Annotated in this window: 13 protein-coding genes and 1 other annotated feature; of the genes, 5 read left to right on the top strand and 8 right to left on the bottom strand. The window is 45.6% G+C overall.

Features of this window, described 5'->3' with window-relative positions:
- Positions 1-187: 187 nt before the first annotated feature.
- Together FFM75_RS05180 and leuS are read right to left on the bottom strand one after the other, a co-directional pair.
- Entirely contained in the window at positions 188-1006 is an 819-nt protein-coding gene (locus FFM75_RS05180; protein WP_137628130.1) for a hypothetical protein, read from the bottom strand.
- Between the two features lie 153 nt (positions 1007-1159).
- A complete protein-coding gene (leuS, locus tag FFM75_RS05175; protein WP_137628129.1) occupies positions 1160-3583 on the bottom strand; it encodes a leucine--tRNA ligase in 2424 nt (807 codons plus the stop codon).
- A gap of 230 nt (positions 3584-3813) precedes the next feature.
- Positions 3814-4022: a binding site (T-box leader), on the bottom strand.
- A gap of 185 nt (positions 4023-4207) precedes the next feature.
- On the opposite strand from leuS, the gene FFM75_RS05170 reads away from it, so the two are divergent.
- Together FFM75_RS05170 and mnmM are read left to right on the top strand one after the other, a co-directional pair.
- Positions 4208-4885, top strand: coding sequence for a phosphatase PAP2 family protein (locus FFM75_RS05170; RefSeq protein WP_137628128.1), 678 nt, complete (start codon positions 4208-4210; stop codon positions 4883-4885).
- A 3-nt stretch (positions 4886-4888) separates the two neighbouring features.
- The gene (gene mnmM / locus FFM75_RS05165; RefSeq protein ID WP_479686864.1) at positions 4889-5458 is read left to right on the top strand and encodes a tRNA 5-(aminomethyl)-2-thiouridylate-methyltransferase MnmM; all 570 of its coding nucleotides are present in this window, start codon (positions 4889-4891) and stop codon (positions 5456-5458) included.
- 66 nt (positions 5459-5524) lie between these two features.
- Here the strand turns inward: mnmM and FFM75_RS05160 are convergent, their stop codons facing one another.
- From FFM75_RS05160 to metK, 3 genes are all read right to left on the bottom strand, one after another.
- Positions 5525-6241 carry an alpha/beta hydrolase gene (locus FFM75_RS05160; RefSeq protein ID WP_137628127.1) on the bottom strand — a complete coding sequence of 239 codons (717 nt, stop codon included), beginning with the start codon at positions 6239-6241 and terminating at the stop codon, positions 5525-5527.
- Positions 6225-7742, bottom strand: coding sequence for an MDR family MFS transporter (locus FFM75_RS05155; RefSeq protein ID WP_137628126.1), 1518 nt, complete (start codon positions 7740-7742; stop codon positions 6225-6227). Before FFM75_RS05155 ends, FFM75_RS05160 begins: the two co-directional genes overlap by 17 nt.
- 148 nt (positions 7743-7890) lie before the next feature.
- Entirely contained in the window at positions 7891-9078 is a 1188-nt protein-coding gene (gene metK / locus FFM75_RS05150; protein ID WP_137628125.1) for a methionine adenosyltransferase, read from the bottom strand.
- Between the two features lie 320 nt (positions 9079-9398).
- On the opposite strand from metK, the gene FFM75_RS05145 reads away from it, so the two are divergent.
- Positions 9399-10118 carry a hypothetical protein gene (locus FFM75_RS05145; protein WP_137628124.1) on the top strand — a complete coding sequence of 240 codons (720 nt, stop codon included), beginning with the start codon at positions 9399-9401 and terminating at the stop codon, positions 10116-10118.
- Positions 10119-10150: 32 nt separating this feature from the next.
- On the opposite strand, the gene FFM75_RS05140 is transcribed toward FFM75_RS05145, so the two are convergent.
- Together FFM75_RS05140 and mmuM are read right to left on the bottom strand one after the other, a co-directional pair.
- Positions 10151-10336 carry a hypothetical protein gene (locus FFM75_RS05140; RefSeq protein WP_137628123.1) on the bottom strand — a complete coding sequence of 62 codons (186 nt, stop codon included), beginning with the start codon at positions 10334-10336 and terminating at the stop codon, positions 10151-10153.
- A 24-nt stretch (positions 10337-10360) separates the two neighbouring features.
- The gene (gene mmuM, locus FFM75_RS05135; RefSeq protein WP_137628122.1) at positions 10361-11293 is read right to left on the bottom strand and encodes a homocysteine S-methyltransferase; all 933 of its coding nucleotides are present in this window, start codon (positions 11291-11293) and stop codon (positions 10361-10363) included.
- Between the two features lie 104 nt (positions 11294-11397).
- Between mmuM and FFM75_RS05130 the strand changes: the two genes are divergently transcribed.
- Positions 11398-12777, top strand: a complete 1380-nt coding sequence (locus tag FFM75_RS05130; RefSeq protein WP_137628121.1) for an amino acid permease — start codon at positions 11398-11400, stop codon at positions 12775-12777.
- A gap of 2 nt (positions 12778-12779) precedes the next feature.
- Positions 12780-14450: an acetolactate synthase large subunit gene (locus FFM75_RS05125; RefSeq protein WP_137628120.1), complete on the top strand. Its 1671-nt coding sequence runs from the start codon at positions 12780-12782 to the stop codon at positions 14448-14450.
- A 223-nt stretch (positions 14451-14673) separates the two neighbouring features.
- On the opposite strand, the gene FFM75_RS05120 is transcribed toward FFM75_RS05125, so the two are convergent.
- The gene (locus tag FFM75_RS05120) at positions 14674-15420 is read right to left on the bottom strand and encodes a sulfite exporter TauE/SafE family protein (protein ID WP_223876615.1); all 747 of its coding nucleotides are present in this window, start codon (positions 15418-15420) and stop codon (positions 14674-14676) included.
- Between the last annotated feature and the right edge of the window lie 99 nt (positions 15421-15519).

The raw sequence follows: 15519 nt of genomic DNA, 5'->3' as shown, positions 1-15519 counted from the left end.
TATAGCGAACATGCAATTCAATTCTGAGGTTAACCGCGACTTTAATCGAACCTTAACTAACACCATGGCGGCTTAAATTGCGCCCCACAAATATAAACAGCCGCCACCTTTTTTGGTGACGACTGTTTGTCGTAATAGTCGAAGTCAATTAAACGCGCGCGTCCCAGCGGTCAGTTAGCAGTTTTCACTACATCGCTTCTTCCGCAATCTTAGTATAATAAGTCTTACCACCTAAACTGTATAGGCTGTAATAGGCATACGGAATGTCATCGTCTGATTGGCCCGGCGTATATTGTGGCTGATGTAAATTCTTCAATTGCAAGCGATACTTGGCCTTCCCGGCCTTAGCAACCTGCTTCATCGTCACGCCTTTAACCCGTTGACTAAAATATAAGTTTTTGACGGACTTGGTCCCCGTCGTCTTGGTAAGCTTTGCGGCACTGGTTGGTTTAACAGTTATCGTACCGGTACTGTTAACAGTGTGGACTTCCAAATAACCATCCGCTGTCAACCGCACAACTTTAGTCGCCACAAAGTGCTGAACCGCCGCTTTGCCGCCTAAATATAAGTCGCCTTGGCTCCAAGTTGGCATATAACTTGGCGTTTTGGCCCGTTGAAAGTACCGCTTCTTAGCGGTGATCGTCGTCACGACCGGTGCAGGCTTGGTTTTCGTTGCATAGACTCTTTTCAAAAGCTGATAACTCAACTGACTGCCGCGATTAAGCCACAATTCTTTGCCCATCGCATCGCCTGACACAACGGTCCCCTTCGGCAAAGTCACGGTCTTCACCGCATCTTGGCCTTGACTGGTCATCGTCGTAACGGTCAGCTTGACAGGCTGTTTGGCCTGATAATATGGTCTAGCTTGTAAATAATCCCGTGAGACCGTCGCGTTACCAATCTTTACCGTCAATGATTGTGCCTGTGCCTGTGCCAGCGTCGGGCCAACTAGTCCCCCTAACAATAAGCCAGCTACTAATATGAGCCCCTTTTTTAACCGTTTCATCCTGTAATGCCCCCCTATTTTATAGTCAAACTCAGTTTAGTAGATGCTCAAATTAACGTCAAGCTACAAATCGCCATGATACCTAACGATATAAAAAGTGTGCTAAACCCCGATTTAATATCGGTCTTTAGCACACTCGATTATACGTTTAACTTAGTTGGCAACAATGTTAACCAATTTGCCAGGCAAAGCGATCACTTTACGAATCGTCTTACCATCGATAAATTCTTGCACTTTTTCATCAGCTAACGCTAACTTTTCAAGCGCATCTTTGTCCATGTCTTTAGCAACTTCCGCATGTGAACGAACTTTACCATTAACTTGGAGCACGATTTGAACCGTATCTTCAACTAACTTGGCTTCGTCATAAGTTGGCCAGCTAGCGTAAGCAACGGTGTGGTCGTGACCTAACAAGGCCCATAATTCTTCAGATAAATGTGGCGTGATTGGGGCTAATAACTTCACTAAGCCTTCAATGTAAACCACTGGTAAATCATCGACTTTATAGGCTTCATTAACAAAGACCATCATTTGGGAGATGGCGATATTGAAACGCATGGCTTCATAATCTTCCGTCACCTTTTTAACGGTTTCGTGATAAATTTTATCTAACTTACCGTCATTAATGGTCGTGACCCGATCCCGCACATGATTATTATCATCAATAATCAAACGCCAAACCCGTTCGATCCACTTGTTGGCCCCATGTAACCCATCCGTACTCCAAGGAATTGAAGCTTCTAATGGGCCCATGAACATTTCGTATAACCGTAACGTATCGGCACCGTATTGGTCGACGATATCATCAGGGTTAACGACGTTGCCACGTGACTTAGACATCTTTTCGTGGTTATCACCTAAGATCATCCCTTGGTTCACTAACTTCTGGAATGGTTCCTTAGTTGGCACGACGCCTAAGTCATACAAGAACTTATGCCAGAACCGCGCATAAAGTAAATGTAAGACCGCATGTTCTGCCCCACCGACATACAAGTCAACTGGTGACCAGTACTTCAACTTGTCGTAATCCGCTAATGCTTCCTTATTATGTGGATCAACGTAACGTAAGAAGTACCACGAACTCCCAGCCCATTGTGGCATCGTGTTCGTTTCACGTTTCCCTTTACGGCCGTTTTCATCAACGACATTGACCCAGTCATCGATATTGGCTAATGGACTTTCACCGGTCCCAGAAGGTTCCAAGTTCTTAGTCGCTGGTAACCGCAATGGCAATTCATCTTCAGGTACTAACGTGGTCTCGCCATCTTCCCAATGAATCACTGGGATTGGTTCACCCCAATACCGTTGCCGTGAGAAGATCCAGTCGCGTAGTCGATAGTTGACCTTCTTTTCACCAGCATCATGTTTAACTAACCAATCCACCATCTTATCAACGGCGGGCTTCGTTGCCATGCCATTCAAGAAACCGGAGTTGATGTGTTCACCATCTTCGGTATAAACTTGCTTGTCATAATCGTTTTCACCAGCAATGACTGGTTTGATTGGCAAGTCAAATTTTTGCGCAAATTCAAAGTCACGGCTATCATGCGCTGGTACACCCATGACGGCCCCAGTCCCATAAGAAGCTAAGACATAATCAGCAATCCAAATTGGTAATTTTTCGCCATTAACTGGGTTAACGACATAACTACCCGTGAAGACCCCGGTTTTATCCTTGTTTAAATCAGTCCGTTCGAGATCAGATTTAGTTGAGATTTGTTCTTTGTAAGCTTTAACAACGGCTGCTTGTTCCGGTGTTGTCAATTGTTCAACTAACTCATGTTCAGGTGCTAAGACTAAGTAACTTGCCCCGTATAACGTATCTGGACGCGTTGAGAAGACTTCGATTTGCTGGTCTTCAGCACCGGCCACTTTAAAGCGAATGGATGCCCCAACTGAGCGACCAATCCAATTACGTTGTTGTTCTTTGATGCTTTCAGGCCAATCAATATCATCTAAGTCATCGATCAAACGGTCAGCATACGCTGTAATCTTCAAGCTCCATTGTTTCATTGGGACCCGATAGACTGGGTAGCCGCCCCGTTCGGTCTTACCGTCGATTACTTCTTCGTTAGAAACCACGGTCCCACCCATCATATCAGGGGCCCAGTTAACCAACGTTTCAGATTCGTAGGCTAAACCTTTTTTGTATAATTGTTCAAAAATCCATTGGGTCCATTTGTAGTAACTTGGATCCGTGGTGTTCACTTCGCGATCCCAATCATATGAAAAACCCAATGACCGAATCTGACGCTTGAAGTTTTTAATATTTTTCGCCGTAAAGTCCTTAGGATTATGCCCAGTCTTTAAAGCGTATTGTTCAGCAGGTAACCCAAAGGCATCCCAGCCCATTGGATGTAACACGTTGAATCCTTGCATCCGTTTCATCCGCGACATAATATCTGTGGCGGTATAGCCTTCTGGATGCCCAACGTGTAACCCTTGACCAGATGGGTAAGGGAACATATCCAAAGCGTAATACTTTGGCTTATCGGTCCCGTCTTGTGCCTTGAAAGTCTTATTGACTCTCCAATAATGTTGCCATTTGTGTTCAATGACTTTATGGTTGTATGCCATAATAGTGCCCCTTTCTTGTGCCTGCTATGTAACTAGCATTGCGATGGTTAACTTTGGACTAGTGTTGACGTTGACTTACCTGAGGCGTTTGCGTTGATTTTGGAGTAGTCTCTTGTTTTTTAGTCGAAACGTGTTCAGTCAGGCAGCCAGCTCCGCTTGCTACGCCAGGGTCACTGGCAACCCGCCTTCCTTCACACTCTAGACAAAAAAAGCCTATAAGCAAACAGCGCTTATAGGACGAAACGGGGTTCCGCGGTACCACCTATGATTCCACGATAGTCGTGGCTTCTTGGGAATCTTAACGCGAAACCACGTCCGTACCTACTTCATTCAGCCGGAAGACTCGAAGGTGAGTTCATCGGCCATGAATCCCCGTTTTCAACTGCCACGGAGTTTCTGAAAATCATCGCCGACTACTAGTCCTTGTCAGAGTCGCAAAGTTATTAGTTCTCATGGTAGCAAACCCCACGGGATTATTCAAGCGCTCTGGCTAAATATTCCATGTGATTCCCCGGCTAAGCCAAGCGCGTCGCTAGCGTCTCAGATAATCTAATTTGTATTTTATTAACGGTAAAATGATTGAATGCTATAATAGTTTGAGATAAATTTAACGGAGGTGGGGCGATGACCCGACATAAATGGCGACCCCTAGACTTTTGGATGCTTGGTTTGACCGCGTTTTGGTTCTTTTGGACTGGGTTAGTGGCGCAACCAGCCCAGTTTATTCATGATTTCGACCAAGCTATCGCCCTACCGCTTCACCATAGTCCACAGTGGTTTCAGCAACTGATGGTCGGTTACACCCAACTGGGTAATCCACATAACTTGACGATTATCACGCTCGTCTTAGGATTGGGCCTACTTATGTTAAAACAACCCCGAGCCACGATATTTTTATGGATCAATACATGGATCTTTGGCGGTTATGGTAATTACTTCGTCAAACAAATCATTCAACGACCGCGACCAACCGCTTGGCGACTCGTCCAAATTGGCGGCTACAGTTACCCCAGTGGTCATTCAACATCAACGACCCTCTTAATCGGTAGTCTTATCGTGATTGCTTGGGACTTATGGCCAAACCGCTACCGCTTAAAACGGTGGCTACTCGGGATTGGTGCTAGTTTAGTGGGCCTCATGATGGTCAGCCGTATTATCGTGGGCGTCCATTATCCTAGCGATACGGTTGGTGGCCTAATCCTCGGCTGTTGTTTACTTTACTTAAGTGTTCGTTTAACGACCGGTCGCCGGACTGGTCCACTCAATTATCAGTCAACGCACCAAAATTCATCAAAGGAGTGAAGTATCATTCAACTCAGTTCTGCGCTAGCGTTCAGTCATACTTTGATCAACCAAGTTGTCGATCCTGGTGATACCGTCGTTGATGCCACCGTTGGTAACGGCCACGATACGGTTTACTTAGCCAAGTTAGTGGGGCCAACCGGTCACGTCTTTGGCTTCGATATTCAAGCAGCGGCGATTCAACACACGACAGATGCCTTGAAGGCCGAACGCTTAGAACACCAAGTCACGTTAACTAAGGCCGGTCACGAAACATTAGCAACCGTCATTCCTGCCGATCAGCTGATTAAATGTGCCATTTTTAATCTCGGGTACTTACCCGGTGGTGATAAAACGATTATCACGACGCCAACGACAACTTTAACAGCCGTACAAGCATTAGAATCACGGTTAGCGACCAACGGTGTGATTATTTTACTCGTCTACGCCGGCCATCCTGGTGGTGAACAAGAAGCCCAAGCGGTATTAGACCATGTCACCCAGCTTGATCAACACCAGTTTCAAGTCTTACGCTACGGCTTTCTCAATCAAGTCCATCAGCCACCTTACTTGTTGGCTATTCAAAAACGTTAAGCGTATCACAAAAAGTCACCGCAACAGTAACGATTGCGATGACTTTTTTTGCACTAAAACACATGCTTATTTAAGTTGCCTTAACCACTGCAACAACGTTGTTTCAACGAGCTGCTGCTGCCGGTGAGTACTAATGGTGGCCGTATGATCCCCCTTTTGGTGACCATAACTGCCAAAGCCCGCATGATTGCCCCCTTTTAAAGTGACAAACTGCGTTTCTGCTGGTAAATAATGTTTGCTTTGACGATAGCTCGTCCAGTTCAACACACCGTCCCGACTAGCGGTTACCGATAAGGCTGGCAAAGTGGTCGCCTTTAAAGAACCCTTTTTATCTGGATAACTCGCCAAATAAAAGATCCCCATTAACCCCTTGGGATGTACCGCCGCATAACGACTTGCCATCACACCACCGAGGGAATGCCCCCCAATGACATAATTTTTGCGCGCTGCAGTTGGCACGGCCGCCGCCCGATTACCGGCTAATACCGCTAAGTCGAGTGGAAAATGCATCAAATACACAGTATAGCCGTGCTTAGCCAATTGTCGCGCCCAAACACTGTAACTATTCGGTGCCACTAACGCTCCGGGATAAAAGATCACGGCAGGTTTGGTGGATTGCCCTTTAAAAACCGTATATTTTTTTGTAATTTTTGCACTAGTCGCGGCATTAGTCGCCGCTGAACTCGGTTGATATTCCTTGGCCTTAAAGACACCTAGTCCAATGCCTAATAAAATAATCACCACGCCTAGCGACCAGCATAAAACTTTAGTCTTTCGCTTCATCACGTTCACGTTGATGTAACTTTTCAGCATGTTGCGCCGCGGTCAATTGCGGCCCGCGGTCTAGCGTATTGACAATTACTGCGATAACCAATAAGGCCAACGCAATTAAATAAACCCAATGCAAGCCATTATATAAAATACCGCGTAACGTTGGCAGTAGTTTAGCTGGTAATTCAGTGGCCGTTTGGGGATTGATCAATTTGTTCATCATCGCCATATTGGTGCCTGGATGCCGTGCAATCCCATGGTTCATGCCAACATTTAACGCAATCCCAAAGACTGAAATCATCAACGTTTGACCAATCGTCCGACTTAATGTATTAAATGATGTGGCCACCCCAACAGTTTTAGGCGAAACCAAGTGTTGTGACGTAACCGTCGTGGCGGTAATCACAATCCCGAATCCAATCCCACCAACCGCGGTAATTAAGAAGAACCAACCAAAAGCCGTTGTGACTGGAATCAAGGCTAAACAAATCCCCGTGACCGCAATAAAGGCCAAACTCAAATAAATGATCCGGCGTGGGGTCCATTTGGCTAACAACCGACCAGTCACAAAGGACCCGATAATCCACATCAATGAACTTGGCGTGACCGCGAAACCAGCTAATGACGCTGGCACGCCCAAAATACCTTGCGTCCAAGTTGGAATATACACTTCGACCGCCATTAGAAAACCACTAATTAGAGCAGCAACAGCATTTTGAATCACAAACGTACGATTCTTAAATAGCTTCAGCGAAATCACTGGTTCATCCGTATGACTTTCCCGTCGAATAAAGAGCCATAAACTCAAGGCGCTCACGACCCAAGCAATCACGACGGTCGCCCAATTAATCGTGGCATTCCCTAAGAGTTGGAAACTAAGCATTAAGCCTAGTAAAAATAGCATTAACCAAAAACTACCTAAATAATCGACTTTGACATTATTGTGACGCTTAGGTTCACGTAAATAGACTTGGAATAAGATCAACGTAATCAACCCAACTGGCACATTAATGAAGAAAATCCAGTGCCAGCTTAACTTATCAACGATCAAGCCCCCAATTAACGGCGCTAACACGGAGGCAATCCCCCAAGCTGAACTATTAAAGCCTAAGACTTTCGCGCGTCGTTCAAATGAATAAATATCAGCAATGATCGTCATTGAGACTGGCATCAATGCCCCGGCCCCAATCCCTTGAATGGCCCGCCAAAAAATTAGCGTTGGCATCGAATCGGATAAGCCACTCATCATCGAACCCACAATAAAAATCAAGAGTCCCGCTTGCATCACTGGTTTACGACCAATTAAATCAGTTAACTTACCATAAATCGGCGTCATCATGGCATTCGTTAATAGATAAATCGAGAACACCCAGTTCATTAAAGCGACCCCATGCAAATCACCAACGATCGTTGGCAAGGCCGTTGAAACAATCGTCCCTTCAATCGCGCTCATGAACGTGGCCACATAGATGGCGACCGTAACGGCCATGACGTTCGTTTTTCGTTGTTGCATCAATACATACTCCCTTACTTTTTAATCAAATTTCACTTAATGGTTACCGACAAAATCACCCCAAAATAAAAAACGGCCTCAAAAAGAGGTCGCTTTTAGCGTCGAGTACCTACAGACCGTTACGATCTGATTGGATCGTCACCGTTTATTATTTAAATTCAGCTTTTAAGGCATCCGCTTTGTCAGTGTGTTCCCAAGGTAAATCAATATCAGTCCGACCAAAATGACCATAAGCCGCTGTTTGGCGGTAGATTGGCCGTTGTAAGTCCAACATCTTAATGATCCCAGCTGGACGTAAATCAAAGTGGTTGCGAATTGCGTTGATCAATGCTTCATCACTCACTTTACCCGTGCCGGCAGTATCAACGGCGATGGAAACAGGTTCCGCCACCCCAATGGCATAGGCTAATTGCACTTCGATTTGGTCAGCTAAGCCAGCCGCAACAATGTTTTTAGCAATGTAGCGTGCGGCGTAACTTGCAGAACGGTCAACCTTAGTGGCATCCTTACCAGAGAAGGCACCACCACCATGATGAGCAAACCCACCATAAGTATCAACGATAACTTTCCGGCCAGTTAAACCAGCATCCCCTTGAGGACCACCGATAACGAAACGACCAGTTGGGTTAACCAAATACTTGGTTTTATCATCTAACAAGTTTGCTGGAATCACAGCCTTGATCACTTGATCAATCACCGTTTGGCGAATCGTGTCCAAGTCAACATCAGGATCATGTTGCGTTGATAACACAACCGTATCCACACGTTGTGGTTGGTTTTGTTCGTCATATTCTACGGTCACTTGGGCCTTAGCATCAGGACGTAACCAGTTAATGGTGCCATTTTTCCGTAATTCGGCAATCTTGCGCATTAAGCGATGGCTTAACGAGATTGGTAATGGCATTAATTCAGGGGTTTCGTTGATGGCATAGCCAAACATCATCCCTTGATCACCAGCACCGATTTGGTCCAATGGATCACCGTCACCTTCACGGGTTTCCAAGGAATCATCGACCCCTTGCGCGATATCAGGTGATTGTTCGTCTAAAGAAACGAGGACGGCACAGTTGTCACCGTCAAAGCCGTATTGGCCATCGGTATAACCGATTGACTTAATCGTGTTACGGACGACTTTTTGAATATCCACGTAGGCCTTGGTTGATACTTCACCGAAGACCAGCACTAACCCAGTTGTCACTGAAGTTTCAACGGCAACCCGTGCTTCTGGGTCTTGTTCCAACATAGCATCTAAGATTGAGTCACTGATTTGATCCGCAATTTTATCGGGATGGCCTTCAGAAACAGATTCAGATGTAAATAGGTGTCTTTCACTCACTTTAAAATTCCCCCTTAGATATTTCGGTTACAAGGCATCTAAGAGTGTACCCGCAAACGGGTTGGTGGCGCGCATAGCCTAGCTTAACAATTACTGCGGGTTTGGCAGTGGTTGTTAAGCGTAGCTAGGCACAGCCACCAGTTTGCGGGTGCACGTTTCGGCTCGATTGCCAGCACGTGCCTCTTATCCTTTCGGGAACTGCTCATAACTGTACCACTCTAACACAATCAACAAATTTTTTAAAGAATCTTCCCAAATTATTGACCGACCGTCAGCTTATCGGTAGGATTGAAATATTAACTACGAAAGATGTTGAGTCGATGATTCGAATTGGAAAAATAAAATTAAAACGCGATTATGTGCAACTCGTGGTCTACACGATCTTGCAAAGCATCATCTGTTGGTGGGCCGCGCTTGATTATGGCCGCTCCTTTCAAACCGCAACGTTTTCAAGTGCGCAGTTGCCATTGATTGGCTACACCATCGCCATTGCAGCGACCGTCTTTATTATTCTTGACCGTCAAATACCGGCGCAATGGAGTTTGATTGCCATTGGCGTTTCAGTGGCCTTTGCCTTTACCAACATTATTGCCAAGGAATCAGAATTACTGTATTTACTGCTCACTTGTAGTGTTTGGCTATTCGTGATGGCAATTCCACGGTTTGGCATGCAAAACTATTTCGGACTCGTCGTCTTTAGTATCGTCATGACGTTTACGATTCCAGTGGCCGTCTTCTATTTACAAAACAATTATTTATCCACGACATTTTTATGGAAGCTCACGCCACTAGTTGCCAGCTACGTGTTCTTATATGTCCCGACCTTTAGCAAGCAGCGCCAGATTAACCAACTGATTTCGGCAATTACTGGCGCCTTGTTAGTCATCGCGATTTTCTTACAACCGATGACTTGGCAAACTATCGTGGCCATTGTCGTCACGATTGGGATTTGGTTTAGTCAGCAGTCGTTTGGCCGCATTCGCCAACACTTGATGATCAATGCACTCGCACAATTAATCTTGATGTTTTTACTTTACTAACCAAAAAAACTCAGCCAATTGGCTGAGTTTTTTTAATCGGCAACGATAAAGATACCAATAATGATATATAACCACGCTAAACTAACTAACGTCAGCACAAGTGCCAACGTCCCCCACAATAATTGCCAGCCCCAATGTGCTTGGTGGCGTCGACAAATAACCAGCAATGTCCAACATATTATCATGGCAATAATTACCATTAACCCCAGAAAAATCATCTTAAGCCCTACTCTCGATTAGTTTTATTGTGCGGCCACAATTTTTGCCGCCGCGGCAATATCTTGCGGGGTTGTGCGACAACACCCGCCAATAATATTGGCACCTGCGGTAATCCAACTTGCCACAAAATCAGCATATTGATGCGCGGCAGCCGTTTTTTGCCACGTCTTCGTCACGGGATCGTATTCATCACCAGAATTGGGATAAACGATTAACGGAATTTTAACCGCTGCCCGTAAAGTCTTTAAGGCTGGTTCAATATTTTCCAACCGCGTGCAGTTTACCCCAACAGCGACCACATTTGGTTGGCCCGCAACCCATTGCGCGGCGGTCGCTAAATCAGTGCCATCGCACAACGTTTTTGAATCTTGAATACTGAAGCTCACCCAGTAGGGTTGGTTAGCAAACTCAGTGGTCACCAAGTTAACTAACGCTTGCACTTCTGCAAAGTTGGGCATGGTTTCAAGCGCTAATAAATCAACCCCGGCTTGAGTGATCAATTGCAGCCGTTCGCGATGAAACGCTTGGTAGGCGACTTCGTCTAAATGATACTTGCCCGTATACTCACTGCCATCAGCCAAGTAAGCCCCATATGGCCCAATACTGCCAGCCACAAATCCGGTAAAGTCTGTATGTAGGATGGCGTAATCATCGCGAGCTTTGGTGGCAATTTCAACTGCTGTTTGAATCAAGTGACGCCCCGTTTCGGCTGATAAACCAGCCTGAACAAAAGCTGGGACATTAGCTTGATACGTATTGGTCGTCGCAATCTGGGCCCCAGCTTCAAAATAGCTTTGATGGACCGCTGCGATGGCCGCTGGTCGCTCCAGCATCGCGGTGGCCGACCACAAGGCGCTGTCCGTCGTTACGCCACGCTTTTCTAATTCCGTTGCCATAGCCCCATCGCTAATCATGAGACCAGTCGCCGTTAATTGTTTAAATGATTTAACTTGCATTAACAGGTTCCTTTCTCGCTTAAACTTATGTTATTCTAATACCATTGCGATTTACTCATTCTATTCTAATTAATTCAAAAACACCAGAAAGGTTTGCGATAGTTATGTCCAAACAAACACATTTAAACCGGCAAATGGAATCTCGCCACGTTTTAATGATTTCCCTCGGTGGGGTCATTGGGACTGGGCTTTTTTTAAGTTCCGGTTATACGATTCACGAAGCTGGTCCGATTGGGACTTTGATTGCTTATTCAATTGGCGCTATTCTGGTCTATTTGGTCATGCTCTGCCTCGGCGAACTCGCCGTTGCCATGCCGTACACCGGCGCCTTTCACGTTTATGCCAAGCAATACATTGGTCCCGGAACTGGTTTTACCGTCGCCATTTTATATTGGCTGACTTGGACGATTGCCTTAGGCTCTGAATTCACCGCCGCTGGATTGATCATGCAACATTGGTTTCCCCACATTGCCACTTGGCTCTGGAGTCTGCTATTCATGGTCGTTATTTTCTTAGTCAATGCGATGTCAGTTCGTTGGTTTGCCGAAGCCGAGTTTTGGTTTGCTAGCATCAAAGTTGTGGCGATTATCGCCTTTATTATTTTAGGCGGCCTAGCGATGGTCGGCGTTTTACATATGCAAGGCCATGCCAGCGCCCCTGGTCTTAGTAATTATACCAAAAATGGCTGGTTTCCAAATGGTTTTGGTGGCGTCTTTACCACGATGTTAACCGTTAACTTTGCGTTTTCGGGCACCGAACTGATTGGGATTACTGCGGGTGAAACTAAAGACCCCGCGCATACGATTCCCACTGCGATTCGAACGACCTTGTGGCGCCTGATTATTTTCTTTGTTGGCAGTATGTTCGTGATGGCGGCGTTGATTCCTTATCAAAAAGCCGGCGTCACGCAAAGTCCGTTCGTCTTAGTATTCAAAGAAATCGGGATTCCCTATGCTGCTGATCTGATGAATTTCGTGGTCTTAACTGCCATTATGTCCGCTGCTAATTCCGGCTTATATGCCTCGACACGGATGTTATGGTCGTTAGCAAATGAAGGGACAATTCCTAAGATTTTTAAGCAAACGACCAAACGTGATGTGCCGCTAGTGGCCTTAATTACGAGTATGCTCGGTGGTATTTTGGCGTTACTTTCAAGTGTCTACGCGGCCGGTTCCGTCTACTTAGTGTTAGTCTCAATTTCTGGGTTAGCTGTCGTCATCGTTTGGATGGCAATCGCCCTGTCAGAAATCAACTTTCGCAAGGCTTACTTAAAAGCTGGCCATGATGTCAACGACTTGGTCTATCGCACACCCGGTTATCCTGTTGTCCCGTGGTTGGCCTTTATTTTAAGTGCATTATCATGTCTTTTAATTTGGTTTGACCCTAATCAACGGATTGCGCTATATTATACGGTGCCGTTTGTTGCCATTTGCTATCTCGGCTATTATGTGAACCAAAAACTCAAAAAACGTAAGGAAGTCTAATCATGTCGGCTGCAATGTCTAGAAATACTGCCCAACTATTAGTGGAATGTTTAGAAAATGAAGGCGTCCAATACGTCTTTGGGATTCCGGGTGAAGAAAATATTCATCTGGTGGATGCCATTAAACAATCAAAGAAAATCGAATTTATTTTAACTCGTCATGAACAAGGTGCTTCCTTTATGGCTAGTGTCTATGGCCGCTTAACGGGGAACCCTGGGGTATGTGTCGCGACCCTCGGTCCTGGCGCCATCAACTTACTATTAGGTGTTGCCGATGCTGAAACGCAATCAACACCCCTAGTTGCGATCAGCGCCCAAGGTGGCCTTAACCGGTTGCACAAAGAATCCCACCAAGTCATCGACTTAGTGTCGATGTTTAAACCAGTGACCCAATACGCCAACATGGTCTTAACCCCACGGGCAGTCCCCGAAATGGTCCGCAAAGCCTTTTCGATTTCAAAACGCGACAAGCCTGGTGCGACTTACTTATCGATTCCACAAGACGTGGAGATGGCACCTGCAGATACCGATAGTAAGCCGTTACCCATCGCCCCGATTTCAGTAACCCAACCAACCGCTAGTGACATTGCCAAAGCGGTTGAATTAATTGCGGCCGCTAAACATCCCGTTATCTTAGCTGGTGATGGGGTGACCTGGAAGCACGCGGAACAATATGTCCGTGAATTGAGTGAAAAGCTCAACATTCCAGTTGCCACCACCTTTATGAGTAAAGGGGTGATCTCTGATCGTCATAAGAATGCCTTGGGTGTTGTTGGGTTCATGCGCAAAGATTACGAAAACTTTGCTTTTGACGACGCGGATTTAATTATTGCGATTGGCTTTTCAATCCAACAGTTTGACCCTAAGAAGATCAATCCACGCGGCGACAAAAAGATTATCCATATCAATATGTTCCGCCAAGATACTGACAGTCATTACGACGTCACTTTAAATATCATCGCCAACATTCGACCAAGCTTAGCCGCTTTAATCAGCGCCTTAAGTGAACAAGATATTCGCTTTGATAATCGTAAACCGATGATTCGGCAAATGATCCAAAAAGAACTCGCAACTGGGGCTGCTAGCGACGCCTTTCCAATGTTGCCGCAAAAAGTCGTTAACGACACCCGCGATGCCCTAGCTGACGATGCAATCGTCTTAGTCGATACTGGGGCCGTTAAAATGTGGATGGCGCGGTTATACCAAACCTATTTACCAAATACCTGCCTCATCGATAACGGTCTATCCACCATGTCTTGGACTTTACCAGGTGCACTAGGCGCAAAACTCGCCTACCCTGACCGGACGATTGTTGCCGTTATGGGCGATGGGAGTTTCATGATGAATTCGCAAGAAATCGAAACTGCCATGCGCAATCACTTACACTTAGTCTTCGTTATTTGGGAAGATGCCTCATATGGGTTGATCAAGTGGAAGATGGACATGGAACTTGAGCATCATGATGAAGTTGACTTTAGTAATCCAGACTTTGTGAAATACGCCGAAAGTTTTGGCGCTAAAGGCTACCGCGTTACGAAGGCCGACGAATTCGAACCAATACTAAAAGCCGCCGTCGCTGCCAAATCAGGCGTCCACATCATTACGGTGCCGGTTGATTATCGTGAAAATATGAAGTTAATTAAGAAATTAGGGAATACGACGATTCGGTTGTAGCCACTAACTAAGGCACCGTTGAATGATAATTGTTCATTCAACGGTGCCTTAGTTTTGTGTCACTTATAAACTAAGCTGTCATGGCCGCCACCAAGAATGACAACTCCGGTGCGATACCGGCGATCGGGGTCGAACCAAATAAAAAGGACATACTCACGCCAACAATGACACTGATGGATGAGTATGTCCTTTTTTCTCTGACCCATTTTCTTGTGACAACCACCTAATAAGCTTGCATAAACAAACTCCCGGCTAAAATCAACGCCCCAATCCCAATAATGATTTTGGTCAACCGATCCGGTAACCACCGCACGATTTGTGGGCCAACTAAACCGCCAATCAAAAAGCCAATCCCCAATGGCCAAACCAAATGCCACGGAATCGTGGTTTGAAAGGCATACATGACCGCGGAAATACAATTTGCCGCGCCTAACGCTAAATTTTTTTGGGCATTATATTCCGCAAACGGTGCCGTACTGATTACGGATAACATTGATAACATTAACACCCCACCAGCGGCCCCAAAATAGCCACTGTAAACCCCAACGAGTAACACGCCGATCCATGCCAATAATGTCTTCATTGAAAATCCAACCGGTTCACCACTCGTTTTCACCTGAATGTGACGTGGCAACAAGACTAAAATACCAGCGACCAAAATAAAGAATGGGACGATTTTTTGAAAGGTGGCAGCTGGAATCGCAAATAACAGTAAGGCTCCAACGATACAACCAGCGATCGTTAGTGGCATAATCATTAATAAATCGCGACCATGGCCTTTTAATTCGCGTCGTGAAGCCACGGCTGAACCGACACCTGTAAAGACTAAGCCAGCAGTATTCGTCACATTGGCCGTCACTGGTGGCAATCCCAATGCTAATAACGCCGGATAAGAGACCAACGATGCTAAGCCACCGACAGTACTCACGATCCCGGCGATAATGCCAACTGGTAATAAAATTAAACTCATCATTAATGTACTGATGATGATCACTTTCTCTCTTCAAATTACCCTAAGCTTACCACCGTGATTTTTTGATAGTCAAACAGCCATGTTATAATAGGCAAT

Origin of the sequence: Lactiplantibacillus daowaiensis (genome assembly GCF_005405085.1) — a bacterium.
GTDB classification, from domain to species: domain Bacteria; phylum Bacillota; class Bacilli; order Lactobacillales; family Lactobacillaceae; genus Lactiplantibacillus; species Lactiplantibacillus daowaiensis.
The sequence above is the reverse complement of the archived record's forward strand: the minus strand, read 5'-3'. Positions and strand labels throughout refer to the sequence as shown.

Excerpts from the sequence above, each read along its gene's own strand:
- FFM75_RS05180 (WP_137628130.1), bottom strand. The coding sequence starts at position 1,006 with ATGAAACGGTTAAAAAAGGGGCTCATATTAGTAGCTGGCTTATTGTTA.
- leuS (WP_137628129.1), bottom strand. The coding sequence starts at position 3,583 with ATGGCATACAACCATAAAGTCATTGAACACAAATGGCAACATTATTGG.
- FFM75_RS05170 (WP_137628128.1), top strand. The coding sequence starts at position 4,208 with ATGACCCGACATAAATGGCGACCCCTAGACTTTTGGATGCTTGGTTTG.
- FFM75_RS05160 (WP_137628127.1), bottom strand. The coding sequence starts at position 6,241 with ATGAAGCGAAAGACTAAAGTTTTATGCTGGTCGCTAGGCGTGGTGATT.
- FFM75_RS05155 (WP_137628126.1), bottom strand. The coding sequence starts at position 7,742 with ATGCAACAACGAAAAACGAACGTCATGGCCGTTACGGTCGCCATCTAT.
- FFM75_RS05145 (WP_137628124.1), top strand. The coding sequence starts at position 9,399 with ATGATTCGAATTGGAAAAATAAAATTAAAACGCGATTATGTGCAACTC.
- FFM75_RS05140 (WP_137628123.1), bottom strand. The coding sequence starts at position 10,336 with ATGATTTTTCTGGGGTTAATGGTAATTATTGCCATGATAATATGTTGG.
- mmuM (WP_137628122.1), bottom strand. The coding sequence starts at position 11,293 with ATGCAAGTTAAATCATTTAAACAATTAACGGCGACTGGTCTCATGATT.
- FFM75_RS05130 (WP_137628121.1), top strand. The coding sequence starts at position 11,398 with ATGTCCAAACAAACACATTTAAACCGGCAAATGGAATCTCGCCACGTT.
- FFM75_RS05125 (WP_137628120.1), top strand. The coding sequence starts at position 12,780 with ATGTCGGCTGCAATGTCTAGAAATACTGCCCAACTATTAGTGGAATGT.
- FFM75_RS05120 (WP_223876615.1), bottom strand. The coding sequence starts at position 15,420 with ATGAGTTTAATTTTATTACCAGTTGGCATTATCGCCGGGATCGTGAGT.